The 24746-nt window shown below is 63.2% G+C and carries 24 protein-coding genes; 7 read left to right on the top strand and 17 right to left on the bottom strand.

Annotated features, from left to right (window positions below):
- Nucleotides 1–43: 43 nt before the first annotated feature.
- From bioD to bioB, 5 genes are read right to left on the bottom strand one after another with little or no spacing between them, the layout of a single operon-like run.
- Nucleotides 44–760, bottom strand: a complete 717-nt coding sequence (gene bioD, locus H1D44_RS07540) for a dethiobiotin synthase (RefSeq protein ID WP_181514231.1) — start codon at nucleotides 758–760, stop codon at nucleotides 44–46.
- Nucleotides 757–1572 carry a methyltransferase domain-containing protein gene (locus H1D44_RS07535; RefSeq protein ID WP_181514230.1) on the bottom strand — a complete coding sequence of 272 codons (816 nt, stop codon included), beginning with the start codon at nucleotides 1570–1572 and terminating at the stop codon, nucleotides 757–759. The genes bioD and H1D44_RS07535 overlap by 4 nt, the downstream gene beginning before the upstream one ends.
- Nucleotides 1569–2306 carry an alpha/beta fold hydrolase gene (locus H1D44_RS07530; RefSeq protein ID WP_181514229.1) on the bottom strand — a complete coding sequence of 246 codons (738 nt, stop codon included), beginning with the start codon at nucleotides 2304–2306 and terminating at the stop codon, nucleotides 1569–1571. Before H1D44_RS07530 ends, H1D44_RS07535 begins: the two co-directional genes overlap by 4 nt.
- Nucleotides 2303–3481 carry an 8-amino-7-oxononanoate synthase gene (gene bioF / locus H1D44_RS07525; RefSeq protein ID WP_181514332.1) on the bottom strand — a complete coding sequence of 393 codons (1179 nt, stop codon included), beginning with the start codon at nucleotides 3479–3481 and terminating at the stop codon, nucleotides 2303–2305. The genes H1D44_RS07530 and bioF overlap by 4 nt, the downstream gene beginning before the upstream one ends.
- Nucleotides 3462–4559, bottom strand: coding sequence for a biotin synthase BioB (gene bioB / locus H1D44_RS07520; protein ID WP_181514228.1), 1098 nt, complete (start codon nucleotides 4557–4559; stop codon nucleotides 3462–3464). Before bioB ends, bioF begins: the two co-directional genes overlap by 20 nt.
- 177 nt (nucleotides 4560–4736) lie before the next feature.
- Here bioB and H1D44_RS07515 point away from each other — a divergent pair, with 177 nt between their 5' ends.
- On the top strand, nucleotides 4737–5513 hold the full coding sequence (locus tag H1D44_RS07515) for a ComF family protein (protein ID WP_238984438.1): 777 nt from the start codon (nucleotides 4737–4739) through the stop codon (nucleotides 5511–5513).
- 57 nt (nucleotides 5514–5570) lie between these two features.
- Complete coding sequence (locus H1D44_RS07510; RefSeq protein ID WP_181514227.1) at nucleotides 5571–6557, top strand: serine/threonine protein kinase; 987 nt, start codon at nucleotides 5571–5573, stop codon at nucleotides 6555–6557.
- 46 nt (nucleotides 6558–6603) lie between these two features.
- Here the strand turns inward: H1D44_RS07510 and H1D44_RS07505 are convergent, their stop codons facing one another.
- Nucleotides 6604–7167 (bottom strand): hypothetical protein, encoded by a 564-nt coding sequence (locus tag H1D44_RS07505; protein ID WP_181514226.1) that lies wholly within the window; start codon nucleotides 7165–7167, stop codon nucleotides 6604–6606.
- A 269-nt stretch (nucleotides 7168–7436) separates the two neighbouring features.
- Here H1D44_RS07505 and folE point away from each other — a divergent pair, with 269 nt between their 5' ends.
- A complete protein-coding gene (gene folE / locus H1D44_RS07500) occupies nucleotides 7437–8000 on the top strand; it encodes a GTP cyclohydrolase I FolE (protein ID WP_220128022.1) in 564 nt (187 codons plus the stop codon).
- Complete coding sequence (locus tag H1D44_RS07495) at nucleotides 8001–8732, top strand: SDR family NAD(P)-dependent oxidoreductase (protein WP_181514225.1); 732 nt, start codon at nucleotides 8001–8003, stop codon at nucleotides 8730–8732.
- On the opposite strand, the gene folK is transcribed toward H1D44_RS07495, so the two are convergent.
- From folK to H1D44_RS07480, 3 genes are read right to left on the bottom strand one after another with little or no spacing between them, the layout of a single operon-like run.
- Entirely contained in the window at nucleotides 8619–9143 is a 525-nt protein-coding gene (folK, locus tag H1D44_RS21305) for a 2-amino-4-hydroxy-6-hydroxymethyldihydropteridine diphosphokinase (RefSeq protein WP_181514224.1), read from the bottom strand. The genes H1D44_RS07495 and folK overlap by 114 nt on opposite strands.
- A 5-nt stretch (nucleotides 9144–9148) precedes the next feature.
- Nucleotides 9149–10846, bottom strand: coding sequence for a hypothetical protein (locus H1D44_RS07485; RefSeq protein ID WP_181514223.1), 1698 nt, complete (start codon nucleotides 10844–10846; stop codon nucleotides 9149–9151).
- Nucleotides 10843–11571 carry an MBL fold metallo-hydrolase gene (locus H1D44_RS07480; protein WP_181514222.1) on the bottom strand — a complete coding sequence of 243 codons (729 nt, stop codon included), beginning with the start codon at nucleotides 11569–11571 and terminating at the stop codon, nucleotides 10843–10845. Before H1D44_RS07480 ends, H1D44_RS07485 begins: the two co-directional genes overlap by 4 nt.
- Nucleotides 11572–11975: 404 nt before the next feature.
- Between H1D44_RS07480 and H1D44_RS07475 the strand changes: the two genes are divergently transcribed.
- Nucleotides 11976–12236: a hypothetical protein gene (locus H1D44_RS07475; RefSeq protein WP_181514221.1), complete on the top strand. Its 261-nt coding sequence runs from the start codon at nucleotides 11976–11978 to the stop codon at nucleotides 12234–12236.
- Nucleotides 12237–12302: 66 nt separating this feature from the next.
- Complete coding sequence (locus tag H1D44_RS07470) at nucleotides 12303–13760, top strand: NAD-dependent succinate-semialdehyde dehydrogenase (RefSeq protein WP_181514220.1); 1458 nt, start codon at nucleotides 12303–12305, stop codon at nucleotides 13758–13760.
- Nucleotides 13761–14012: 252 nt separating this feature from the next.
- Here the strand turns inward: H1D44_RS07470 and purH are convergent, their stop codons facing one another.
- From purH to ppa, 8 genes are all read right to left on the bottom strand, one after another.
- Nucleotides 14013–15593, bottom strand: coding sequence for a bifunctional phosphoribosylaminoimidazolecarboxamide formyltransferase/IMP cyclohydrolase (gene purH / locus H1D44_RS07465; protein WP_181514219.1), 1581 nt, complete (start codon nucleotides 15591–15593; stop codon nucleotides 14013–14015).
- A gap of 72 nt (nucleotides 15594–15665) precedes the next feature.
- Nucleotides 15666–16004: a DNA-binding transcriptional regulator Fis gene (fis, locus tag H1D44_RS07460; protein ID WP_181514218.1), complete on the bottom strand. Its 339-nt coding sequence runs from the start codon at nucleotides 16002–16004 to the stop codon at nucleotides 15666–15668.
- Nucleotides 16001–17044, bottom strand: coding sequence for a tRNA dihydrouridine synthase DusB (gene dusB / locus H1D44_RS07455; RefSeq protein WP_181514217.1), 1044 nt, complete (start codon nucleotides 17042–17044; stop codon nucleotides 16001–16003). Before dusB ends, fis begins: the two co-directional genes overlap by 4 nt.
- Before the next feature lie 81 nt (nucleotides 17045–17125).
- Nucleotides 17126–18040, bottom strand: coding sequence for a 50S ribosomal protein L11 methyltransferase (prmA, locus tag H1D44_RS07450; protein WP_181514216.1), 915 nt, complete (start codon nucleotides 18038–18040; stop codon nucleotides 17126–17128).
- A gap of 79 nt (nucleotides 18041–18119) precedes the next feature.
- Nucleotides 18120–19460 carry an acetyl-CoA carboxylase biotin carboxylase subunit gene (gene accC / locus H1D44_RS07445; RefSeq protein ID WP_181514215.1) on the bottom strand — a complete coding sequence of 447 codons (1341 nt, stop codon included), beginning with the start codon at nucleotides 19458–19460 and terminating at the stop codon, nucleotides 18120–18122.
- 27 nt (nucleotides 19461–19487) lie between these two features.
- Complete coding sequence (accB, locus tag H1D44_RS07440) at nucleotides 19488–19952, bottom strand: acetyl-CoA carboxylase biotin carboxyl carrier protein (protein ID WP_181514214.1); 465 nt, start codon at nucleotides 19950–19952, stop codon at nucleotides 19488–19490.
- A 191-nt stretch (nucleotides 19953–20143) separates the two neighbouring features.
- The gene (dsbD, locus tag H1D44_RS07435) at nucleotides 20144–22006 is read right to left on the bottom strand and encodes a protein-disulfide reductase DsbD (protein WP_181514213.1); all 1863 of its coding nucleotides are present in this window, start codon (nucleotides 22004–22006) and stop codon (nucleotides 20144–20146) included.
- Between the two features lie 209 nt (nucleotides 22007–22215).
- A complete protein-coding gene (gene ppa / locus H1D44_RS07430) occupies nucleotides 22216–22746 on the bottom strand; it encodes an inorganic diphosphatase (RefSeq protein ID WP_181514212.1) in 531 nt (176 codons plus the stop codon).
- A 209-nt stretch (nucleotides 22747–22955) separates the two neighbouring features.
- Here ppa and H1D44_RS07425 point away from each other — a divergent pair, with 209 nt between their 5' ends.
- Nucleotides 22956–24701 carry a bifunctional protein-serine/threonine kinase/phosphatase gene (locus tag H1D44_RS07425; protein WP_422671660.1) on the top strand — a complete coding sequence of 582 codons (1746 nt, stop codon included), beginning with the start codon at nucleotides 22956–22958 and terminating at the stop codon, nucleotides 24699–24701.
- Nucleotides 24702–24746: the final 45 nt, after the last annotated feature.

The raw sequence follows: 24746 nt of genomic DNA, 5'->3' as shown, positions 1-24746 counted from the left end.
CGGTTGGGCAGGCGTCCACATTCTACGGACCCCCGCTCGTAAGTCAATTGCCATGGGGTGTTTCGAAACAGGGCAGCTCGAGGTAGGCCAGGGCGGCCTCCGGGCGCCGCGACGCGGTGACGCGACGCAGCCGGGGCACCACGCCGAGGCAGGGTGCACCCAGGGTGCGCTCGAGGGTGGCCAGGTTGTCGTTGAAGAGTGCGGTGTCGCGGGTGAAGGCGGCATCGACCACGCTGCCTGCCCAGCCTGCCAGCCGGGCGCCGTCGGCACGTATCGCCTCGGCGGTGAGACGGGCGTGGTTGAGGCACCCCAGCTTGAGACCAACGACCAGAATGACCGGCAGCTCCAGTTGCAGGGCGAGCCCCGCAAGGTCTTCCCGGTCGTTTAGCGGCACGCGCCAGCCGCCGGCCCCTTCGACCAGGGTCAGATCGCGCGGCTCACGCAGCAGTGGCTCGACCTGCTCGCAGAGTCGGGCAAGGTTGAGTTCGGCTCCGGCCTGGCGGGCGGCCAGGTGTGGTGCGATGGCGGGTTCGAAGGCAAAGGGGTTGACCTGATGATAGGCCACCTGAGGCAGGCTGCGCGCCTGCAGGGCCAAGGCGTCGTCGTTGCGCAGGCCCTCGTCGCTCATCAGGCAGCCGGAGGCCACGGGCTTGAGCCCCAGGGTGCTCATGCCACGAGAGCGAGCCAGCGCCAACATGCCGGCGCTGACCAGCGTCTTGCCGGCATCGGTGTCCGTGCCGGTCACGAAGTAGGCAGTCATGCCTGCGGCTCCTTGTCGAGTACCAGAGTGAGGCGTTGATAGCTGACCGGCAGTCCGGCTGCCTCACGCAGGGATTCGTAGCGACATGCGGCGCGCTCCATATCTCGTCGCGTTAGTCGATGAACGGCGTGAGTAGTCTGGGCGCCGACCCCCTTGATCGAGGCCATCACCGCCGTGAGATCTGGGTAATGGAAGCGCTCACGGCTTTCGCAGCACTCGACCCGGATGAACCCCGCCAGGTGGGCGCTGGCCAGATGACTCTCGCGCGTGCGGAAGGCGAGCAGGGTCGCAGGTGAGGACCAGGCCTGGCCGACTTCGCCAAGGGTCCCCGGGCCCAGGCTGTTGATCACGGCGCGACCGCCCGGGCGCAACACACGGTGAAGTTCGGCCATGACCGCGTCGAGATCCGGACACCACTGGATTGCCAGGTTGGAAAAGACCAGATCGAACTGCGACGCAGCAAGCGGTAGTTGGGCGGCGTCGCCACATAGCCAGTCAAGCCCCGTCGGCGCCCGATGGCGGGCAACTTGCAGCATGCCCGGTGCCAGATCCAGCCCCAGTACGCGACAGTCCGGACCATATCGCACCGAGAGCCGGCGGCTCCAGTGACCCGGGCCGCAGCCCAGGTCGAGTACCCGGCCAGCCTGTTCCGGCAGCAGCGGCCACAGAGCATTGCCCATCAGCTGCTGGGCCCTGGCCAGGCGAGTGTACTGGCCTGCGGCCCTGGAGAAAGCCGCGGCCACCCGGCAGCGCCATTGGCGCGGTTCGGCTGGACCCAGCGAATCCTTGTTGGCAGCGAGCGCCGTACTCATTCCTCCACCCTGTGTGCTTGAGGGACGTGGTTATCGGCAAACCGGGCGAAACCGACGAGGTAGTCGACCAGCACCGCGGGGTTCGACAGCATCGGGCAGTGGCCGCTGTCGGTCAGAGTGACCTGAGCGGCGTGACGTGCGGCGTCGCCCAACAGCTTGTCCTGCTCGCCGGCAACCCGCAGGGTCGGGCAGGGGGGGCGATCGAGCTGCAGCGACACGTCGAGGCGTGCGAGCAGGTCCAGCCCAGTAGCCAGCGTTTGCGGGGAGGCGACAGGCCGTGGGCCGATCAGGTCTAACAGGCGCTTGAGGGCGGTTCTCGGTGCGGGTTCGCCTTGCAGCTGCCAGCGCAGGAAGTGGTGCCAGGTCGCCTGCGGATCACGTGCGAAGGCATGGCGGAAGGCGGCCAGTTCCTGTGCCGAGACGCCGTCTGCCTGGCAGAAGGTCGCCCCGGCGCCGATCAGCACCAGCCCTCGGGGGGGCGGGAGCCAGTCCAGCAGGGCAGCGGCAAGGAGCCCCCCCAGCGACCAGCCGATCCAGATGGCGTCGCTGGGAAGCCGTGCGTGCATGTACTCGGCCAGCTCCGGCAGGCTAGTGGGAAACTCCCGCTCGGTGTGACGTCCATAGCCCGGCCAGTCGGGGGCATCCACTGCGATATCGTCCGGCCAGCAGTCGGAGAGCGACTGCCAGATGCGGGCGTCGATACCCCAGCCGGAGAGCAGCACCAGGGAGGTCATGACTGCTCCTCCCTGGCCAGGTTTACCAGGCTTTCCAGCAGGCGATCCATGGCCTCGCGCTCGTGTCGGGCGCTCAGCGTGATGCGCAGCCGGGCTTCGCCACGGGGTACGGTCGGGGGGCGGATGGCACCCACCAGCAGGCCTGCCTCACGAAGTTTCATGGCCCAGGCCATGGTGCGGCTTTCATCGCCCAGGATCAGCGGCTGGATAGGGGTGGCGGAGGCTAACAGGGGCAGCCCGCATTGCGCTGCCTCGTGCCGAAAATAGGCGATGTTGTCATGCAGACGCTCACGACGTTCCGGCTCCGCGGCGAGAATGTCGAGAGCTGCCAGGGTGGCGGCGGCCACGCCGGGTGGCTGTGCGGTGGTGTAGACGTAGGGGCGGGCGAACTGGATCAGGTGCTCGATCAACGCCTCGCTGCCGGCGACGAAAGCACCAGCCGTGCCCAGTGCCTTGCCGAGCGTGCCGACCAGTACCGGCACCCGGTCGCTGCCATGCGTGTGCCCGACGCACCCGTCCCCATGGGGCCCCAGCACGCCGAGACCGTGAGCATCGTCGATCATCAGCCAGGCGCCATGACGAGCGCTGACATCCGCCAGGGCACCGATCTCGGCGACGTCGCCGTCCATGCTGAATACGCCGTCGCTGACCACCAGCCGAGGGGCGTCGATCGGAGCCCGGGCCAGCAACCGCCCGAGATCTTCGAGGCTGCCATGATGAAAGCGTCGCGAGCGAGCCCCCGCAAGGCGAGCACCATCGATCAGTGAGGCATGGTTGAGGCGATCCTGGAACACATGGCAGCCGCTGTCGCAGAGCGCCTGCAGCGTGCCCAGGTTGGCCATGTAGCCGGTGGAGAAGAGCAGCGCCCGGGGCCGACCGACGAACTCCGCTAGCCGGTGCTCCAGGCGTTCGTGAACGTCTCTATGGCCGCTGACCAGGTGCGAGGCACCGGCGCCGCTACCGTATCGGCGCGCTCCGACGGCCTCGGCTTCGGCCAGGCGCGGATCGCTTGCCAGGCCAAGGTAGTCGTTCCCGGCGAAGTCGCCATGTGACGTAGCCAGGGGGCGACGGTAGCGCCACTGCCCCTGAGCACGTCGCTTGGTCGCAGCTGAAACGAAGCGATCCGACCAGTGACAGGTGAGCGCCGCCTTCGGCTCAGTGCTGGGTGGCGTCATAGGCCAGGGCAACGCTGTGGTCACGGTTCTGCTGGCTCGCCAGGGCGCTCTCTAGCGCTGCCTGCTGGGCGCTGTCCGGTTGGCAGGTATCACGCCGCTCGGGGTGCAGGCCAAGCTTGGCGAACAGCGCCTTGTCGCGGGTTGCCTGCGGGTTGCCGGTGGTCAGCAGGGTGTCCCCGTAGAAGATCGAGTTGGCGCCGGCCAGGAAAGCCAGCGCCTGGGTCGACTCGTCCATCTGCTCACGGCCGGCCGAGAGACGCACGTGGCTCGACGGCATCAGGATTCGTGCCACGGCGATAGCCCGTACGAAGTCGATCGGGTCGAGATCCTCCACTGTTTCCAGCGGCGTTCCCGGCACCTTGACCAGCATGTTGATCGGCACCGATTCGGGGTGCGGGTCGAGGCGCGCCAACTGCAGCAGCAGGCCCGCTCGATCGCGCGGGGCCTCGCCCATGCCGAGGATGCCGCCGGCACAGACCTTCATACCTGCCTCGCGCACGTGGGACAGGGTTTCCAGGCGATCGGCATAGGTGCGGGTGGTGATGATTTCGCCATAGTATTCGGGTGAGGTGTCGAGGTTGTGGTTGTAGTAGTCAAGGCCAGCTGCGGCTAGGCGGGTAGCCTGGTCGCCGTCGACCATGCCCAGCGTCATGCAGGTCTCGAGACCCAGGGCCTTCACCTGGCGCACCATCTCCAGCACCACTTCCAGGTCCTTTTCGCGCGGGCTGCGCCAGGCGGCACCCATGCAGAAGCGACTGGCACCGGCTTCCTGGGCGGCCTTGGCCTGGGCCACCACCTTCTCGATCTCGAGCAGTTTCTCCTTGTCCAGCCCGGTGGCATAGTGGCCCGACTGTGGGCAATACTTGCAGTCCTCGGGGCAAGCACCGGTCTTTATCGAGAGCAGGGTGGAGACCTGCACGGCGTTGGCATCGAAGTGGAGGCGGTGCACCTGCTGGGCGCGAAATATCAGGTCGTTGAAGGGCAGGGCGAACAGCGCTTCGATCTCGGCCAGCGTCCAGTCGTGACGGATACCGGCTGCCGCACTGTTCGTCTGGCTGTCAGGGAGAGAATCGGACATCGTGGGCTCGCTATGTCAACTTTCATTTTTTTCAAGGTTGACCATGAGGGTACGCGAACCGCTCTTTCTGTCAACTATCCCTGTGTTGGAAAGTTGACGATCAGCGGGTGTTGAGTCACCCCGGGCTCGCGTCGTGTTGCCGGACTCTCTGGCAAGGAGACAGGAGGGGTAACGTCAATGCATGTCAAAACCGACGACGATGGCACACAGGGACGCTCAGGGCAGCGTGTCGGCTGGCTTGGTGCGCTTTGGCAGCGTTTCGACCTCGGCCTGCGCCGGGCGATGCCGGGACGTTGCGCATTTTGCCTGGCACCGGCCGTACCGGCGCGCCCCTGGTGTCAGGATTGCTTCGAATCCCTGCCGTGGAATCTGCCGGCCTGCCCGAGCTGCGCGGAACCGCAGCCGCCTGGCTCGTTGGCCGGGAGGCGTTGCGGTCGCTGTCTGAAACTACCGCCTTCCTTCGTCCGCTCGCACGTCCCGCTACGCTATGAAGGCGAGGTGGCGCGGCTGATGCAGCATTTCAAGTTTTCCGCCTCGCCACGCGCCGGCAGTATCCTGCTGGAGCTGCTTCAGTTCAGTCTGCCGGCGGATTCCCTTGCCTGGCCCGAGGCGCTCGTCCCGGTGCCGCTGCACCCCAGTCGAGCCCGGGAGCGGGGCTTCGATCAGGCCGACTGGCTTGCCCGGCGGCTGGCGAAGCGCCATGGCTTTCCACTGAGGCATGCGCAGCGTCATCGTCATACCCGCTCCCAGCGGGGCCTCGATCGCGTCGAGCGCTTCCGCAACCTGCGCGACTCTTTTCAGGTGGTTGGGGCGCTGCCTCCGCGGGTTGCGCTACTGGATGACGTAATGACCACCGGAGCCACGCTCGATGCGCTGGCTCAGGCGTGCCGGGCTGCCGGCGCTCGTGAGGTCGAGGCCTGGGCGGTGGCCCGCACGCCGTTATCGGAGAGTTGACGCTACAGCGTGTACACTCGCTGCTACCCTGTCGCTTCTTTCCAGCCGAGGCCGAATATGCAGACCGCGACACATCCCTTTGCCACACTTTCCCCGGCCCGTGTCGTTGCGGCCATCGAATCGCTCGGCTTCTGGCTGCCGGGCGAGCCGTTTGCCTTGAACAGCTACGAAAATCGTGTCTTTCAGCTTCACGATGACGAAGGGCGCCGATGGGTTGCCAAGTTCTATCGTCCCGGCCGCTGGAGCGATGCGCAGATCCAGGAGGAGCACGACTTCCTGAGCGAGCTGGATGCGGCCGGAGCCATGGTGGCTGCGGCCTGGCGTGATGAAGCGGGCTGCAGCCTGCACCATGCCGAGGGCTTCCGCTTCGCGCTGTTTCCTCAGCTTCCGGGCCAGGCGCCAGAGTTGGAAAAACCCTCCCACCTGTTCGCGCTGGGCGAGCTGGTCGGGGCCGTCCACGAGGTGGGGGAGCGTGCCGAGTTCCAGCACCGTGTGAGGCTGGACCTGGATGCCATGGTGCGTGAGGCGCAAGCCAGAGTGCTGACAGCCCCTTGGCTGGAGCGGCGCCAGCGGCAGGCCTACGAGCGCATTACCGACACGCTGCATGGCGAGCTACAGGCCTATGCCTGGGCCCCGGCACAGGCGATCCGAGTCCAGGGGGACTGTCATATCGGCAACCTTCTTGGGCGTGACGACAGCTTTGCCCTGGTGGATTTCGATGACTGCCTCATGGCACCTGCCATTCAGGACCTGTGGATGTTCCTGACGGCCGAGCACGAGGCAGAGTGGCATATGCAGCTATCGGAAGTGCTGGAGGGATACGAGCAGCATCGCCAATTCGACAGGCGTGAGCTGAAGCTGATCGAGCCGCTGCGTACGCTGAGGCTCATGCGACACAGCGCCTGGCTGGTGGCACGCTGGGAAGATCCGGCGTTTCCTCCCGCCTTTCCCTGGGTCAAGGATGTCGGCTACTGGGAAGCGCATATCAGGCAGCTGGAGCAGCAGCGCCTGGTGCTGGGCCAGACGCCGCTCTGGCTGGCCTGAGACGAAACGGCGCACCGGGGGTGCGCCGTTTCGGGCATGCTACTGCTCACTGTTGGTCGGGGTCGGGGCGCTCGGCGGGTATCGGGTTGGCGACTCCGGTCCCGTCGGCCTGACGGCGCTGCTCGTTGATGCGGGCAGAGGGATTTTCCTGCTCCTCGATCTCGAGACGGCTGGCCAGCTTGAGGTGGAAGACATGCTCGCTGTCCAGCTCGCAGCGACCGGCCTCGCAGACATCGAGGCCGAAGCTGCCGTCCAGTTCGTAGGCCGCTGCGGAGATGTCGCCACTGTAGATGTCGCTGTCGCCGCCTTCGGTCTCGATGCAGGTCAACGATTGGGTGGAGATGCGCAGGCGATCACCCTCCTCGCGGGCATTGGCCACGACCACACAGTACTCGGGCAGCTCGTGGCTCGCCTCGGCCAGTCCACCGGCGGGGCGTAGCAGAATGTCGTCTTGACGCTCGCCTTCCCCCTCGAGCGTCAGGCTGTCGATGACCTGTACGGCAACATGGGCGTCCTGGGGCAGGGAGAGGGTGCCTGCCAAGGCTTGCTGGGGAATGAAAAGCAGCGCCAATGCGCTGGCGGTAAACAATGTCTCAGGGATCTTGATCATGTCAGGCTCTCGAGGGATCAGGCTGCGTGTCTCGGCAGCGTCCAGTGACCGAATACTACCATAGCTGCCTGGGCCCGGCAGTGGCACGAATGTCGCAGCAGCGGGTTTGTCGCGCCGGCGCCTGCGGCGCCCGTTGTGTTGCGGTAGTATATGCAGCAGAGATTCAATAAAGTTGTACAGACTTAAATTTCTGTATATTTTTTGTAATGAGGGGCGACGATGGCCAGGCCATCGCAAGACAAACGGTAACCCAGCTGCAGGGCCTGACCATGAATGAAGAGCTTGCCAATATCTACCGCCAGATCATTCTCGAACTGGGTGAGAACCCTGAGCGGGAAGGGCTGCGCGATACGCCCAAGCGTGCTGCCAAGGCCATGCAGTTTCTCACGCGCGGTTACACCCAGACGCTCGAAGAGCTCGTCAACGGCGCCGTGTTCGAGAGCGATACCGATGAAATGGTGCTGATCAAGGACATCGAGCTCTACTCGATGTGCGAGCACCACCTGCTGCCCTTCATCGGCAAGTGTCATATTGCCTACCTGCCCAGCGGCAAGGTGCTGGGGCTCTCCAAGTTTGCCCGCATCGTCGACATGTACGCGCGCCGCATGCAGATTCAGGAAAACCTGACTCGCCAGGTCGCCGAGGCCGTACAGCAAGTCACCGGTGCCCGCGGCGTTGCTGTGGTGATCGAGGCGCGCCACCTGTGCATGATGATGCGTGGCGTCGAGAAGCAGAACTCCAGCATGTCTTCTTCCGTGATGCTGGGGGCTTTTCGCGACAATCCGACGACTCGCCAGGAGTTCCTGACGCTGATCAGCGGCAACCGGGGCTGAATGATGACGCAATCTCCTGTTGCGGTGGTTACCGGCGCCAGCCGAAGGCTTGGTTTTGAAACATGTGTTGCGTTGATGGAGAGGGGGTATCGCGTATATGCCCTGTTTCGTACGGATACCACTGAGCTGGAGCTGCTGCGAGGCAAGGGAGCCCGCTGTATTCCCGTTGACCTGGCCGACGCGCTGAGCGTGTCCAAGGCCATCGAGTCGATAGTTGAGGAAGCCGACACTATCCGCTTGCTGGTCAACAACGCATCGGAATTCCTGCCAGATGAGACTGAAGCCGGAGGCCTGGCTGGACAGGCCGCCCGGCTCTTTCAAATCAACAGTATTGCCCCCATGCAGCTGATGGCGGGATTGGCTTCCTCGCTATGCCGAGAAGCAAGGCAAACCGGGAGGCCTTCACTTATCGTCAATATTACCGATATCTATACCGAGAAGCCCAACCCGAAGTTTGCCACCTACTGCGCGAGCAAGGCGGCACTGAGCAATCTTACTCTCAGCTATGCGAAACTGTTGGCACCCCATGTGCGTGTCAATGCCATCATGCCCGGGCCAATCAGCTTTCTGCCGACTCATTCAGAAGAGCATAGGGCAGGGGTGATGACCGAAACCCTGCTACCCTGGGAAGGTGGGTTTAATAGTGTCGTGCTCCAATTGCTCGCTTTGCTCGACAACGACTTCATGACTGCTGCGCTGATTCCGGTAGACGGTGGCCGGCGATTGACCTAAGGCTTGGCCTTGTAACGTCAAACTTGCGGTTGCTTGCCGATGTCTGCCAAAAAATAGCTCACGGTAGTAGCTCTCCTTTATTTTATCGCCCATGAATGAGCCCGTTGGGCTGGCTTCAAGGATGTCAACGTCAATTGTACGATCCGCATGGCTGCTGAGTGGGTTGGAGCGGTCCCGGCCCAGGCGCTCTTCGAGATTATTGAGCTCTTGCTTGAGCGCTTGTGGGTCGAGGTCAGAGTAAAATATTACCAATGCATTTAAAAATTCATTCGGTGTATCTATGCCTTCGGGACAGGTGCGGATCACAGACGAAACCCGAAGAGTGCCATGCTGCCTCACCAGATCGATGATGGCGGCAGGTAGATTGTCTTCAGGCTGTATGTTGCTTCCTACTCCGCATAAATACCACATGGCTTTTATCTCAAGAGTTTTCGAATATAAGCGCCTACCAGCACCGTTACGAACAAGACGCCCGTCATTGACTGTAGTGTCACCAGGAAAGAGAGACTGCCAATAACAGGATATTCCGGCCAGTGGCCAAAAAATATGCCGATAAATGCTTGTATGCTGAGCATCGCGCTTTCTGGAAGATCCAGTTGCACGATGCTGTAAAGTGTTGCAAAAAGACAAATTAGCATGAATGCAGAGGCGATGATGTTTCTTAATCGAATGCCCCAGCCAAATACACCCCCAAGCAGCATTCTCTGGGTCCGTTTCGTTTCTTTGTAATGACGCATATAGAAGAAGGCATGGTCCTCCTCCCGTAGATACCCTGATTCCGCCAGCCAGTTCTTGAACCGGGTATATGCCTCTGCCAGATGGCGGCTGTCTTCGGCCGATGGAGAGCGTAAGTGGGCGCGAGCCAGCAAGCCAAAAGGCGGTGGCGTGATGAATCTGCGCAGGGGAGTTTGGCCATAAATCAGGCGTATCGGATCAAACCAGGCCTGCTGGGCATGAAAACGTTCCATCTCGAGGCTGGGTGTGCCCTTCTCCGGCTGTGAAAGCTCCACTTGCCAAGCCTGGCCGACAGACGAGCCGGCCAGGCTCAGCCTGCCTTGGAGCGATTCGCCGGAAATCCGAAAATAGCGGCCGATATAGGTATCATGCACCGAGATACCCTGGTCCAGGTCGCACACCTCCAGCCGGTCAAGCCAGAGATCCCGGCCTATTTCGCAGCTGACCATCGTCAACTGGCCCATCCTCAGCGACGACAGCGTGAGACTGTCGGTCTTTGCATGATGAATCTCTATGGCTCCCTCGACGTCGTAGCCGTCGATGGACAGGGCAGGGAAACAGTTATTGCTGAGCCGTTCTGCCTTGTAGCTCTGGCGTCCGATGTAGACGGCTCCAAGCCCAGGTTCCTGGTTGACCGGCACGTCATCCTGCCGGGCCAGGATTTGAACAGGGGCCTCGAAGGTGCCGTTCAGGGCGAGGCACCCGCTCAAGGACATCTCGTTCAGCCAGAGCATGTCCTTGCTGCCCCGTGTTCCGTACTCCACCAGCAGGGAACATGCTCTGAGCCCCCGGAAGGATATTCCGCCGGCCCCTCCAAAGTCGCAGCCAAACAGTATGGCGCTGTGATCCAGGTGGCTCCCCTTGATGCTGAAATGTCCTTCGAATATACAATTCAGAAACCAGAGCCCACCCTTGACTCGTGTATTGAGCCAGCGAAAGTCACTGCGTATACGACAGTTTGCCAGTACTACCGAGCCATCCAGCAGCATGTCGGAAAACTCACAGCAGTCCAGCTCCTGGTTGGCAAACACCTTGATACCTGGTAGCTCGGTCAGCTCCGCTGCCATCTTCGCCGAAGACAGAGGCTGACGGTTGGCATCGGACATGCCCCTTACCGTCACGCCGTACCAGTTCCGCTCTGCCTCGGCCAGTTCCACTTCTCCCAAGACTTCATGAACCCTCGGGGTCGCTCCGTCTCGTGGATCCATGCCCAGCCGCACTTCAAATGCCTGCCCAACCGTTACCGATGGAAACCCTGCCTGCTGGAAGGTTCGCCAGTGGCTGCATGCCAGGTCGCCATTCTCGGTCAGGAGGACAATAAAGCGCCCAGCTTCGGTGTCGGAATGGAGAATCACTGCCCGAGTCGTCGCTCCACTCACAGAGCAAACTCCTGCCCTTGGCGAGCGAATCCAGCAAATTCTCGTGTCACTTCGTCCTGATGTTGCTTGAAATGATCTTCGTAGCTCATCAGGTACATTCGCTCTCGCAGGGCTGCCGGATAGCTTTCTATCAATTCCTGGGTAGAAGCGTGAACCGGGTTGTAGTCTGTCAGGGTGCAGTCATGCAGAATCACCTTGGGTGCGCGTGGAATAACGATGTCAGGGATTGCTCTTGTGTCACCGCTATATAACAGATTTTCATTGATAAACAGGCCAAAAGAGGGCTTTTCGGGGGTGTGGTGGTTCTGAAAGATTTCCAGGGAAACACCTTCGAACTCAAACCGGTGGTCCTCGAGGATTATCAGATCAAAGAAGTCTGTAAGATTCGCTGGCCCCTCGCCTAATTGCCCCATGACACCTTTCAACGTATGTTCCCAGAGCTCATCGTGGACACCTGGCGGCAGGATCAGAGTGGGCTTGGTTCCATAGCGGAAGCGGCATTCATAGGCCAGGCGTTCCAGGCCAAAGCAGTGATCGGCGTGAACATGCGTTATGAAAATCGCATGGATATCTTCTGGTGTAAGCCCCTGATCTTGAAGTGCAAACTTAATGGTGTAGCCTGCATCTATCAGCAGGCGACGGCCATTAGCCGTGATCATGGCGTTATTGTTCCAATGATCGATCGCCTCCGAGTGACCAACCCCCAGCATTGTCAGAACCGCCATCGTCATACCCTCCGTCCGTTTGCCGCACCTGCCTGAAAAGTCGGTATCCCAGATGACTGGCACTGTGATAAGTGGCTTGCATGATACGCTATTTTACAAAGAGCGTGGCAAGCCACAGGGTGGCCTCTACACTCCCGACTTTGAAGGGCGTGCCCCTTTGCTGCTGGACCCCATGGCGTCGTCAGCCTAGCATGAGGATAAGATTGTTTCTCACTATCGATGGCCGCCACCGGTGTCGTGCTGCAGTTGCGCCTATGCTTCTTGTAGCAATGGAACAGGTTGGTGGCAGGGGGCCTTTGCGCTTAGCATGGAGCCTTGATGCTTTTTAGACTGAGAGAGACGACTCGTTGGAACGCGACAGCTCCCCCTCTGAATCGCCGCGGCGACGCTATGCGCCGTGGGCCATGACCGCTATCGTCACGGCACTCATCGCCCTGCTGTTCCAGGGCAGCCTGCCGCCACTGAACATCGCCGCTGCGATTTTTGCCGTGATGGGACTGCGACAGATTCGCCGCCAGCCCGATCGTTACATCGGCCGTGCCTTCTGTTGGCTAGCCATCGCGCTGGTGCTGATACTTGCGATACTCAACGCCCTGCTGATGCCACCTGCCCAGGAAGGCATTCCCGAGGGAGTCCCCGAGCAGCCCACTATCGAGGCGCAGTGACCGGGCAGGGCTCGACGCAATACCACCCGACTTGGATACAGGCCCGCGAAGGCCAGGAGAGACAACATGGAAGCCCTCAAGGAAACACAGCTCTATTGTCCGTTTGCCTACATTGATGGTAGCTGGGTCGCCGCGGACAGCGGAGAGCAGATCGAAGTCGTCAATCCGGCGACCGGTGAGGTCTTCGGTACCGTGCCGCGGCTCGGGCGTGCCGAGACCGAGCGCGCCATTGCCGCGGCTGATGCGGCGCTGGTCGGCTGGCGCTCTCTGACTGCTCAGGAGCGTGCCGATATCCTGATGAAGTGGCACGACCTGATGTTCGAGCATCAGGATGACCTGGCGAGGATCATGACTCACGAGCAGGGCAAGCCGCTCAAGGAAGCCGCGGGGGAGATCGCCTACGCCGCGAGCTTCCTGCGCTGGTTTGCCGAGGAGGCAAGGCGGGTCTATGGCGAGACCATTCCGGCGGCCAAGCCCAACCAGCGAATCGTGATCACCAAGCAACCGGTGGGAGTGGTGGGCGCGATCACGCCCTGGAACTTCCCCGCCGCCATGATTACCCGCAAGGCCGGCGCAGCGCTGGCCGCCGGCTGTACCATCGTCATCAAGCCGGCCAGCCAGACCCCGTTCTCGGCGACGGCGATGGCGCTGCTGGCCGAGCGTGCCGGGGTCCCGCGTGGTGTGTTCAACGTGGTGCCGGGCCGTGCCAGCGAGATCGCCTCGGCAATGACGGAATCGCCGCTGGTGCGCAAGATTACCTTTACCGGCTCCACCGAGGTCGGGCGCCAGCTGATGTCGCAGGCTTCCCGGCATATCCAGAAAATCTCGCTGGAACTGGGCGGCAATGCGCCGTTCATCGTCTTCGAGGATGCCGACCTGGACGCGGCGGTGGAGGGTGCGATGGCGGCCAAGTTCCGCAATGCCGGCCAGACCTGCATCTGCACCAATCGCTTCCTGGTGCAGTCGAGCGTGATCAACGCCTTCTGCGAAAAGCTGGCGGTGGCGATGAACAGCGAGCTCAAGGTGGGTGACGGCACCGAGCCGGACATCAACATCGGCCCGCTGATCGACGACAAGGCGGTGGCCAAGGTCAGCGAGCACGTGCATGACGCCGTCGACAAGGGCGCGGAGCTGCTGCTGGGCGGGAACCCTCATCCACTGGGGGGCAACTTCTTCACCCCGACCCTGATCAGCTTCGCCAACGCTGACATGAAGGTGGCCCAGGAGGAGACCTTTGGCCCCCTGGCAGCGGTGTTTCCCTTCGAGGATGAGGAGGATGCCGTACAGATGGCCAACGATACCGAGTATGGTCTTGCTTCCTACTTCTACTCGCGCGATCTGGGCCGGGTATGGCGGGTCGCCGATGCCCTGGAGTACGGCATGGTGGGTATCAATACCGGGCTCATCTCCAATACCACGGCGCCGTTCGGCGGCGTCAAGGCCTCGGGTCTCGGACGCGAGGGCGGTCACCAGGGGATAGAGGAGTTCCTCGAAACCAAGTACCTCTGCATCGATCTTGGTTAAGAAACGGGCTGCGCTCGGCCATACGGCGTTGAAAACTGGTTCAGAATGCTCACTTACCCCAGTAAGCTCACCTTCTTCGCCAGTTTTCGCCTTGTCTAACCTTCGCTCGCACCGTTTCTCGAGGTAGATGGCATAAGACAACCCCATCGGTCATGAGCGATGGGGTTGTCGTAACTGACTTGCTGGAGAAGACGGCTGGGCGATGGTCAGGCTAGGCGACTTTCAACGACGCATGACCGAGATCCAGCGTTTTCAATGTCTAAAGTGGCGCATGCCGGTAAATACCATGGCAATGCCCGCCTCGTTGGCGGCGTCGATCACTTCCTGGTCGCGCATGGAGCCGCCGGGTTGGATCACCGCGGTGATGCCGGCCGCCGCCGCGGCATCGATGCCGTCGCGGAAGGGGAAGAAGGCGTCCGAGGCCATCACCGAGCCGGGCACGGAGAGGCCCTCGTCGGCAGCCTTTATGCCGGCGATCCTGGCTGAATAGACGCGGCTCATCTGACCAGCGCCGACGCCGACGGTCTGTCCCTCCTTGGCGTAGACGATGGCGTTGGACTTGACGTACTTGGCCACCTTCCAGGCGAACGCCAGGTCGCGCATCTCCTGCTCGCTGGGCACTCGCTCGCTGACTACGGTCAGCTCGTCGCGACCGACCATGCCCAGGTCGCGGTCCTGCACCAGCAGGCCACCAGTGACGCGCTTGAAGTCGTGGGCATGCTCGCGCTCGCCGGGCCAGCTGTCGCCGACGTCGAGCAGGCGCACGTTCTGCTTCTCGGCCACGATGGCCAGTGCTGCCTCGTCGACCCCGGGGGCGATGATCACCTCGACGAACTGGCGGTCGATGATGGCACGGGCGGTCTCGGCGTCCAGCGGGCGGTTGAAGGCGATGATGCCGCCGAAGGCACTGGTGGGGTCGGTGGCGAAGGCCTTGTCGTAGGCCTCGTAAGGCGTGACGCCTACCGCCACGCCGCAGGGGTTGGCGTGCTTGACGATCACACAGGCAGTGTCGGTGAAGCTCTTGACGCACTCGAAGGCGGCGTCGGTGTCGGCCACGTTGTTGAACGACAGCGCCTTGCCCTGCAGCTGGCGGGCGGTGGCTACGCTTGCCTCGCGGGCATCCGCCTCGACGTAGAACGCCGCGCTCTGGTGCGGGTTCTCGCCGTAGCGCATGGCCTGCTTCTTGATGAATTGCACGTTGTAGGTGCGTGGGAAGCCGTCCTCGCCGCCGGGCACCCGCTGGCCCAGGTAGTCGGCGATGGCGGCGTCGTAGCCGGCAGTATGCTCGAAGGCCTTTACCGCCAGGTCGAAGCGGGTGGCCTCGCTCACGCTGCCACCACCCTCGGCGATCTCCGCCAGCACGCGGTCATAGTCGCCGGCATCTACCACGATGGCGGTGTAGGCATGGTTCTTGGCGCAGGCGCGCACCATGGTCGGGCCGCCGATGTCGATATTCTCGATGGCGTCTTCCAGCGTGCAGTCCGGCTTGGCGACGGTCTCGGCGAAGGGGTAGAGGTTGACCACCACCATGTCGATGGGAGCGATGTCGTGTTCGGCCATTACCGCGTCGTCCTGCCCGCGGCGCCCCAGTATGCCGCCATGGATTTTCGGGTGCAGGGTCTTGACGCGGCCATCCATGATTTCTGGAAAGCCGGTGTGCTCCGACACCTCGGTGACGGCGATACCGTTCTCCTGAAGCAGGCGGTAGGTACCGCCGGTGGAGAGCAGCTCGACACCGTGCTGGGAAAGGCCGCGTGCGAAATCGACGATGCCGGTCTTGTCGGAGACGCTGATCAGGGCACGGCGTACCGGGGTGAGGGAGGCTTGGGCCATGGTGTGGTGCAACTCTCTGTCGGAAGTGGATGTAAGTGGTCGGGCCGCTCGGTGAGGCGCTGCCCGGCGGTGTCAGATCAGGTCGTGCTGCTTGAGCTTCTTGCGCAGCGTGCCGCGATTGAGGCCGAGCATCTCGGCGGCTCGGGTCTGATTACCCTGGGTGTATTCCAGCACGCTGGCCAGCAACGGCGCCTCGACCTCGGCCATGACCATGGCGTAGAGGTCGGTTACGGTGCCGCCATCGAGGTGTTCGAAATAGCGGCGCATGGCAGCTTCCACGGCTTCGCGCAGCGGTTGCTCGGCCGGGTGGGGCGGCACCAGGTCGGCGATCTCTTGCTCCGTCAGGTCGGCGCAGGGTACACCCTCCAGGCCTGGCAGTTCGGCATTGCGGTTCAAGGCGTCACGGTTCATGCGGCACTGGTTCCATTCGTTGCCCAAGCGAGTTCGGCTTCGTGCTCGGGGCAAAACAGATCGTCAATGAAAGTACATTGTTCGTTCGGTAGTTCCAGGGCGTTGAAGGCTGCTCGCAGCTCGCGTTGACGGTCGGCGTCGAGGCGAGAATCGGAAGCGAGATACCAGCCGAGATGCTTGCGTGCAATACGCACGCCCATGTAGTCGCCATAGAAGCCGTGCAGGGCACGCAGGTGCCCTCGTAGCACTTCGGCTCGCTCGTCCGCATCGGGCTTGGCGCAGCAAGCTCCATGGCGCAGGTAATGGTCGATCTCGCGAAAGATCCAGGGGTTGCCCTGGGCGGCACGACCCACCATCACCGCATCCGCACCAGTATAGTCCAGAACCTGGGCCGCCTTGCGTGGAGAATCGATATCGCCATTGGCGAAGACCGCAATGCCTACTGCCTGCTTGATGGCGGCAATGGTGTCGTACTCCGCCTCGCCCTGGAAGCGCTGTTGACGGTGTCGCCCATGCACCGACAGGGCCTGGATGCCGGCCTCTTCGGCCAGCCGCGCCACGCGCACGCCATTGTTGCTGTCGGCACACCAGCCGGTACGAATCTTGAGTGTCACCGGGACGTCGACCGCTGCCACCACGGACTCGAGGATGTCGGCTACCAGCGCTTCGTCGCGCAACAGGGCCGACCCCGCGGCCTTGTTGCAGACCTTCTTGGCCGGACAGCCCATGTTGATGTCGATGATCTCGGCGCCCTGTGCGGCGTTAAGTCGCGCTGCTTCGGCCAGCATGGTGGCGTCACCGCCGGCGATCTGCACGGCACGTGGCCCCGGTTCGCCCGTATGGTCCATGCGCTGGCGCGACTTGCGCGTGTTCCAGAGTGACGGATCGGACGTGACCATCTCGCCCACCACCAGCCCGGCCCCCAGGCGGCGGCAGAGCTGGCGGAACGGGCGATCGGTGACGCCGGCCATGGGGGCCAGGATGACCCGGTTGGGCAGGCGGTGGCGGCCGATCTGTGGCATGGGGCGACTATCGGGCATACGTCGGTTCAGTGAGCTTGGGGGGCATATCATACGCCTCCGAAGGAGCAGGGTGAAGTTGGCAATAGGTGCCGCCCGGGTTCAGGCCTGGCGTCGCCCGCTGAGCCTGACCCAGCCTTCACGCACCTCCGGCTCATCCATCGTCAGGCCCTGGTGGCGATAGGCATCGAGGACTTCATCGGCCTGGGGTTCGAGAATTCCCGACAGTGCCAGCCGCCCGCCCGGCGCCACGTGACCGGCAATGGTTGGCGCCAGTTCAACCAGCGGGCCGGCGAGGATATTGGCCACCACCAGTGGAAAGCGTCGCCCGGCCTCGAGCTGCTCGGGATAGTAGAGCGTGAGCTGCGCGTCCGCGACATCGTTGCGTTCGGCGTTGTCACGGCTGGCCTGCAACGCCTGGGGGTCGATGTCGGTGCCGATGGCCATTGCTGCCCCCAGTTTCAGCGCGGCGATGGCGAGAATACCCGAGCCGCAGCCCACATCCAGCATTTCGGTGCCGTCGATGCCGCCCTCGAGCGCCAGGGCGTCGAGCCATTCCAGGCACAGTGCCGTGGTGGGGTGGGTGCCGGTGCCGAAGGCCAGGCCGGGATCCAGGTGCAGGTTGACGGCATCCGGGTCGGGTGGTTCGTGCCAGCTGGGCACGATCCACAGCCGCTGACCCATGCGCAGAGGCTGGAAATCCTCCATCCACTCGCGCTCCCAGTCGCGATCGGCCAGCAGCTCGTGCTCGATGACCGGGAAGGGCTCGTCGGGCAGGGTTTCGGCCCAGGCCGCGGCCAGGCGCTCCAGCATGCTCTCGAGGCCCTCGAGATCGTCATAGAGACCGGTCAACACGGTTTCGTGCCACAGCGGCGTGGTGCCGCGCTCGGGCTCGAAGACAGGGTCATCGTGGGCATCCTGCAGGGTGATGGCGGTAGCGCCCTCGCCGAGCAGCAGTTCCTCGAGCAGTTCGGCCTGTGCCGGGGCGATATGCGCCTTGAGTTGCAGCCAGGGCATGGGGTTCTCCGTGACGAACGCAAGCAGGGTGGCCGTGGCCACCCTGCCGGGAGTGATGCGCGGACCAGGGAAGTGCTTCCTAGGAGCCGAGCTTCTTCTCCAGGTAATGGATGTTGACGCCGCCCTGCTGGAAATGGCCATCACGGACCAGATCCTTGTGCAGGTCGGTATTGGTCTTGATGCCTTCCACCAGCAGCTCGTCGAGGCCGTTGCGCATCCGCGTGAGGGCGATCTCGCGGCTATCCCCCCAGGTGATCAGCTTGCCGATCAGCGAGTCGTAGTGAGGCGGTACCGTGTAGCCGGTATAGAGATGCGAGTCCATGCGCACACCGAGGCCGCCCGGGGGATGATAGAGCGTGACCTTGCCGGGTGAGGGCATGAAGGTACGCGAGTCTTCGGCATTGATGCGGCATTCGAAGGCGTGGCCATTGAGCTTGACGTCTTCCTGGCGGATCGACAGTGGCAGGCCCGAGGCGATACAGAGCTGCTCGCGCACGATGTCGATCCCGGTCACCATCTCGGTGACGGGGTGCTCAACCTGCACCCGGGTGTTCATCTCGATGAAGAAGAACTCGCCGTCCTCGTAGAGGAACTCGAAGGTGCCGGCGCCGCGATAGTCGATCTCGATACAGGCCTGGCGACAGGCTTCGAGCACCTTGGCACGTGCCTCGGGATCGATGCCCGGGGCAGGGGCCTCTTCCAGTACCTTCTGGTGGCGGCGCTGCAGGGAGCAGTCGCGATCATAGAGGTGGATGGCATTGCCCTGGCCGTCGGCCAGCACCTGAACCTCGACGTGACGCGGCCGCTCGAGGAATTTCTCCATGTATACCGTGCCGTCGCCGAAGGCCGAATGCGCTTCGGTACGGGTCACGTTGATCGCCGAGAGCAGGTGGCCTTCGGTGTGCACCACACGCATGCCGCGCCCGCCGCCACCGGCGGCGGCCTTGATGATGACGGGGTAGCCGATGCGCCGGGCAATGGCCATGTTGTCGCCTTCGTCGTCACCCAGCGGCCCGTCGGAGCCGGGCACGGTGGGTACACCGGCCTTCTTCATGGCTTCGATGGCGCTGACCTTGTCGCCCATCAGGCGGATGGTCTCGGCCCGCGGACCGATGAACGCGAAGCCGGAGCGCTCCACCTGCTCGGCGAAATTGGCATTCTCGGAGAGGAAGCCGTAGCCGGGGTGGATGGCACTGGAATCGGTCACTTCCGCAGCGCTGATCAGCGCCGGAATGTTCAGATAGGATTGTGCCGAGGGGGCCGGGCCGATGCATACGGCCTCGTCGGCCAGGCGAACGTGCATCAGTTCGCGGTCGGCCTTGGAGTGAACCGCGACGGTCTTGATGCCCAGCTCCTTGCAGGCACGCAGAATTCGCAGGGCGATCTCGCCGCGGTTGGCGATGAGAACCTTGTCCAGCATAGGGAGTCCGCCAGTGTCGGTGAAAGATCAGGAAATGACGAGCATCGGCTGGTCGAACTCGACCGGCTCGCCGTCCTCGACCAGAATGGCCTCGATGACGCCGTCACGATCGGCTTCGATCTGGTTCATCATCTTCATGGCTTCGACGATGCACACGGTTTCGCCCTTCCTGACGTTCTGGCCGATCTCGACGAACGGCTTGGAGCCAGGTGCCGGGCTGCGGTAGAAGGTGCCGACCATGGGCGAGGTCAAGGCGTGCCCCTGGTAGGCGGCCGCAGGGGGTTCTTCGGCGGGGCCTGAAGCGGGAGCGGGTGCCGGCTGGCTGGGCATGGCCTGAGCAGGTGCATACTGGGGCATGGGAGGCTGGGGCCAGCTCACCCCGTTGGGGTGGCGGCTGATACGCACCGACTCTTCGCCTTCCTGAATCTCGATTTCGCTGATGTTGGATTCTTCGAGCAGCTCGATCAGCTTCTTGACCTTACGGATATCCATGTTGAGTCTCGACCGGTGGGTAAATGGCGCTGGCAAGGGCGCTGTTAACCCAAGCCAACTTTCGATAGATCGCGACAAGATGATGAACATTGCCGACGCTATCGGCCTCAAAGAGCGTTGTTGGCGGAGTGTGCCTAAAATCGCCGGGGATGTCCAGCCGGTCGAACGGCGTTCGGTTACGTCATCCGAAGTCAGGTAGCCTCAGGGGTGGAGGCCTGGCCTTCGAGCCAGTCGAGCAGGCCCTGCAGGTGGCTGGCAAGCTCGCCCGCCCGCACTTCGCCTTGGATACGCGCTTCGCGGACCTCTTCTTCCCCGCTGAAGAATAGCAGGCTCGGCGGACCGAACAGGCCGAAGTGATCGAGAAGCTCGCGAGTAGCAGCATCGGTACGAGTCACGTCTACATAGATGCGGGCAAACTGTGACAGCTGCTCGGCCACCTGTGGGTCAGGATAGACTTGGCGCTCCATCTGCTTGCACGAGATGCACCAGTCGGCCGTGAAGTGGACGAAGGCGGGCTGTTCCTGACCGGAGCTGTTGCGAAGCGCACTGCGCAGGGCGTCGAGGTCCTCGACGGTAGTGATCTCGATGTTCTCCTGGCTGGGGGAGGAGGTGGGGTGTGTCGCCAGTGGGCGCAGGGGATCGCTGCCTCCCATGGCCGCGCCGAATACCAGGGCGATGCCCCATGCCAGCAGCAGCAGGCCCGCTGCCTGGCGTACCCGAGGCCAGCCCTGGGCCAGGTTCACCGAGAGAGCGCCCAGGGCGAGGGCGCTGCCAACGGCCAGGGCCGCCCATAGCAGCAGGCTGACGGAGGCGGGCAGAAGCCTCTCGACTAGCCAGACTGCCACGCCCAGGAGCAGTATGCCGAAGGCAATCTTGACACCATTCATCCAGGCGCCGCTGCGCGGCAGCGCGGTGGCGCCGAAGGTACCTACCAGCAGCAGTGGAATACCCATGCCGAGGCCGAGAGCGAGCAGGGCAGCGCCTCCCATGGCGGCATCGCCGGTGGAGGAGATGAACACCAGGGCGCCGGCCAGTGGCGCCGAGACGCAGGGTGATACCACCAGCACCGAGAGCGATCCGGCGCCGGCTAGCCCCAGCGGCCCGCTGCGTTGGGCGCGGGCCTGCCAGCCATCGACTCGAGTGGCCAGCCGTGGCGGCAGGCGCAGATCGAAGGTGCCGAACATGGCCAGGGCGAAAAGAGCGAACAGCGTGGCGAAGACGATCAGCACAGGTGCCGATTGCAGGTGTGCCTGCAGGTTGAGGCCGGCCCCGAACAGCCCCATGAGTACGCCGGCCGCGGCATACGTGAGTGACATGCCCCCGACGTAGCTGGCAGATAGCGCAAAGGCGCGAGGCCGGGTGGGATTCTGGCCGACGATGATCGAGGAAAGAATCGGCACCATCGGCAGAACGCAGGGGGTGAAGGTCAGGCCCAGCCCGGCGAGGAAGAACAGGCCAAGGACCATGGGCAGGCTGGCTTCGCCGATCAGGGCACTGAAGCGGCCGTCCTGGCTCTGCAGTGCAGGCGGGGCGGACCCTGCGGCAGAGCCCCCCTCGCCACCTCCTCCATCACGCCAGCCGGCAAAGGCGGCCGGCATGGCGCTGGCGGGCGCCTGCAGTTCGACTCTTTCCGGGGGGTAGCAGAGCCCGGCGTCGGCGCAGCCCTGAAAGCGCACCGTGATGTCCAGGGGGCCGTCGGCGGCGCCTTCCAGCGGTGCCTCGAAAACGACACGATCATAGAAAACGTAGACATCGCCGAAGAATTCGTCATTCCTGAACTCGCCCGGCGGAATGGTCGGTTCGCCGACCTCGAACGAGTCGTCACGACTCTCTACGCCGAGCTGGTGGCGATAGAGGTAGTAGCCCTCGGCATTCTCGAAGCCGATGTAAAGGGTCTCGCCATCATGCCAAGCACTGGGCTGGAAGGCCTCCATGACCGGAAGAAAGTCGCCCTGGTTACCCGAGGATGAGGAGAACCACTGAGCCTGGGCGACGAGCGGCAGCCACAGCAGCAGGCTCAAGACCAGGCGTAAGGCAAGGCGAGGGCTAGTCAACGCAGGTGCTCCTATAATTCAAGGCCGGGCCGGCGTGGTGTTCGAGAGACCCGAAGCGATACGCCGAGTTCCCGCAGGATCCATGCTGTCCATGGCTCTAGGATAACCCAGTCGGCGGCTGCGTTAGAAACCTTGCTCCTGCGCTTTTATGTCGCACGAAACAGGCGGGCCGCCCCATTGGGCGGCCCGTTCGAAACGCGCAAACTGGCTCAGGCCTTTTCGTAGGCGGCCACGGCCTTCTCGATGGCCTTGCGGGCAGCGTCGGCGCCATCCCAGGACTCTACCTTGACCCACTTGCCCTTCTCGAGATCCTTGTAGTTCTCGAAGAAATGCGCAATCTGCTGGCGCAGCAGTTCGGGCAGGTCCGTCACTTCCTGGACGTCGTCATAAAGCGAGGTCAGCTTGGCGTGCGGTACGCAGACCAGCTTGGCGTCCTCGCCAGCTTCGTCGGTCATGTTGAGGATGCCGACCGGGCGGGCGCGGATGATGCTGCCGGCCTGTACCGGGTAGGGCGTGACTACGAGCGCATCCAGCGGGTCGCCGTCATCGGCCAGGGTGTGGGGGATGAAGCCGTAGTTGGCCGGATAGAACATCGGCGTGGCCAGGAAGCGGTCTACCAGAAGAGCGCCCTTGTCCTTGTCGATCTCGTACTTGACCGGGGTGTGGTTGGAAGGGATCTCGATAGCGACGTAGATATCGTTGGGCAGATCCTTGCCGGCGGGGATTTGGTCGAAGTGCATGTTCGCTTCCTACGTTGGCGAAAAGTTGAGGACCGCAAAATGCGCAGAATTATACGGAGTTGGACCGGTGATTAGCAATGCGACATAGGTGAGAGTCTGCCTGGCTTGGGCTTTGGTTGACAGGTTGTGGCAGCGACAACCGTGTATGATGGCTGACGTCAATCGGTTCGGCCAGCCAATCGGAGCGAGCGGTGATCAGTGACGATATCATGAAGGAGCGTGTCCTGCCGGCCAACCGGCTCTGCCTGAGCGTCGGGCAGGCCTTTGTGGCCCCGGACAGGCGGCGGCATCGTAGCTCCATGTCGGTGCGGATTCCCGCCGATAGCGGGCAATTCGTGGCCAAGGGGGCCTGCGCCGTCATCAGCGACACCAGCTCGCGCAATGCCATTGCCAAGCAGGCCGGCGATCTCAGCGTCAGGGGCTTTCTGGCCGACTACTTTTCCACCCCGGATCACTGGGATGTCAAGACCTCGGCCACGCGTGTCCTGCGGGCGCTCAATGGTTGGTGCTACAGCCAGAGCAATTTCGTCGATAACGGCAGCTTTGTCGCTTCGCTGTCGGCCATGGTCTATCGCGGGCGTGAAGTCCATCTTTTCCACATGGGGGATACCCTCGTCTTTCGCCTGCGCGGCGCCGAGTTCGAGCAGCTCACGCGAGACCACATTACCGACCTGGGTGGCTACCGCTATCCATCCCGTGCGTTGGGGCTGGATGTCAGTATCGATATCGATTATCTGCAGTTGCCCCTTAAACAGGGCGACATCTTCGTTTTCACTACCCAGGCAGTCCGCGGTACGCTGATGCCTTCCGACTATGTCGGTTCGATCCGGCAGGACGCCAGCGACCTCGACGCTGCCTGCGAGCGGCTGGCTGCCGTGGCTCGCGATCGGGCCCAGGAGCGCGGTTACGGGGCCGATCAGTTCTGCTTCCAGCTGGTGCGTATCGATCAACTGCCTGAGCTGGAGCGCGATCACCCCGGGCGTATCTACGGCGACCTGCCGATTCCGCCGGAGCTCTCGCCGGGAGAGCGCATCGACGGCCTGGAAGTGCAGGAGGTGCTATCCCGGACCGCCCAGTCCCGGGTCTATCGGGTGCGCGATATCCACACCGAGCGCGAGATGGTGATGAAGGCGCCGAGCCCGGAGCTCTCGAATCGCAATGTCTACCTCGAGCATTTTCTGCTCCAGCAGTGGGTGGTCGAACGGGTCAAGTCGCCGTTCGTGGCCCGGGTCATGGAGTCCTCCCGCTCGCGTCGCTATCTCTACTACTTGATGGCCTACGTGGATGGCATGACGCTCACCGAGTGGGCCCGTCGCCACCCTCAGGCCAGCCTGGCCCAGCGCCTCGACATCGCCGTGCAGCTGGGCAAGGCGATCCAGGCGTTGCATCATCGAGATCTGCTGCACCAGCGCATCCATCCCGACAATATCCTGATCGACAGCCATGGTCAGGTGGTACTGACCGACTTCAGTGCCTGCCATATGCGCGACCTGGATGGTCACAGGCGTTCACGCGAACTGGCCCGGCAAACCGGGCTGTCGGAACACAGTGCCCCCGAATATGCCCTGGATGACAGCGTTGGCCGTCGCAGCGACCAGTACTCTCTAGCCTCGACCATCTATTGGCTGCTCACCGGCGAGCTGCCCTACGAGCTGACGCCGGAGCAGCTGCGCAGCCATACCGATCTCGAGCAGCTCGAGTACCGCAGCGCCAGGCTTTTCAATCCCGAGGTGTCTCCCCAGCTCGACGATACCCTGCGCCGGGCCCTGGACCCGCAGCGTTCGCTACGCTTCCGACGCCTTTCCGAGCTGCTCTATGCCTTGCGCCATCAGGGGGAAGGGGCCAAGCCAAGCCAGCGCGACCCGCGCCGTTTTCTGCGCGACCCGGCCAACTTCTGGCAGGGGATAGCCGCGATACTGCTGCTGTTGCTGCTGCTCTCCTGGCTGCTGCGCTGAACAAAACAGAGCCCCGACCTGGGTCGGGGCTCGAGCTTGAGGGGG

The organism is Billgrantia kenyensis, from assembly GCF_013697085.1.
In the GTDB taxonomy this organism is placed as follows: domain Bacteria; phylum Pseudomonadota; class Gammaproteobacteria; order Pseudomonadales; family Halomonadaceae; genus Halomonas; species Halomonas kenyensis.
This window is presented reverse-complemented; position numbering and strand designations above follow the sequence as displayed.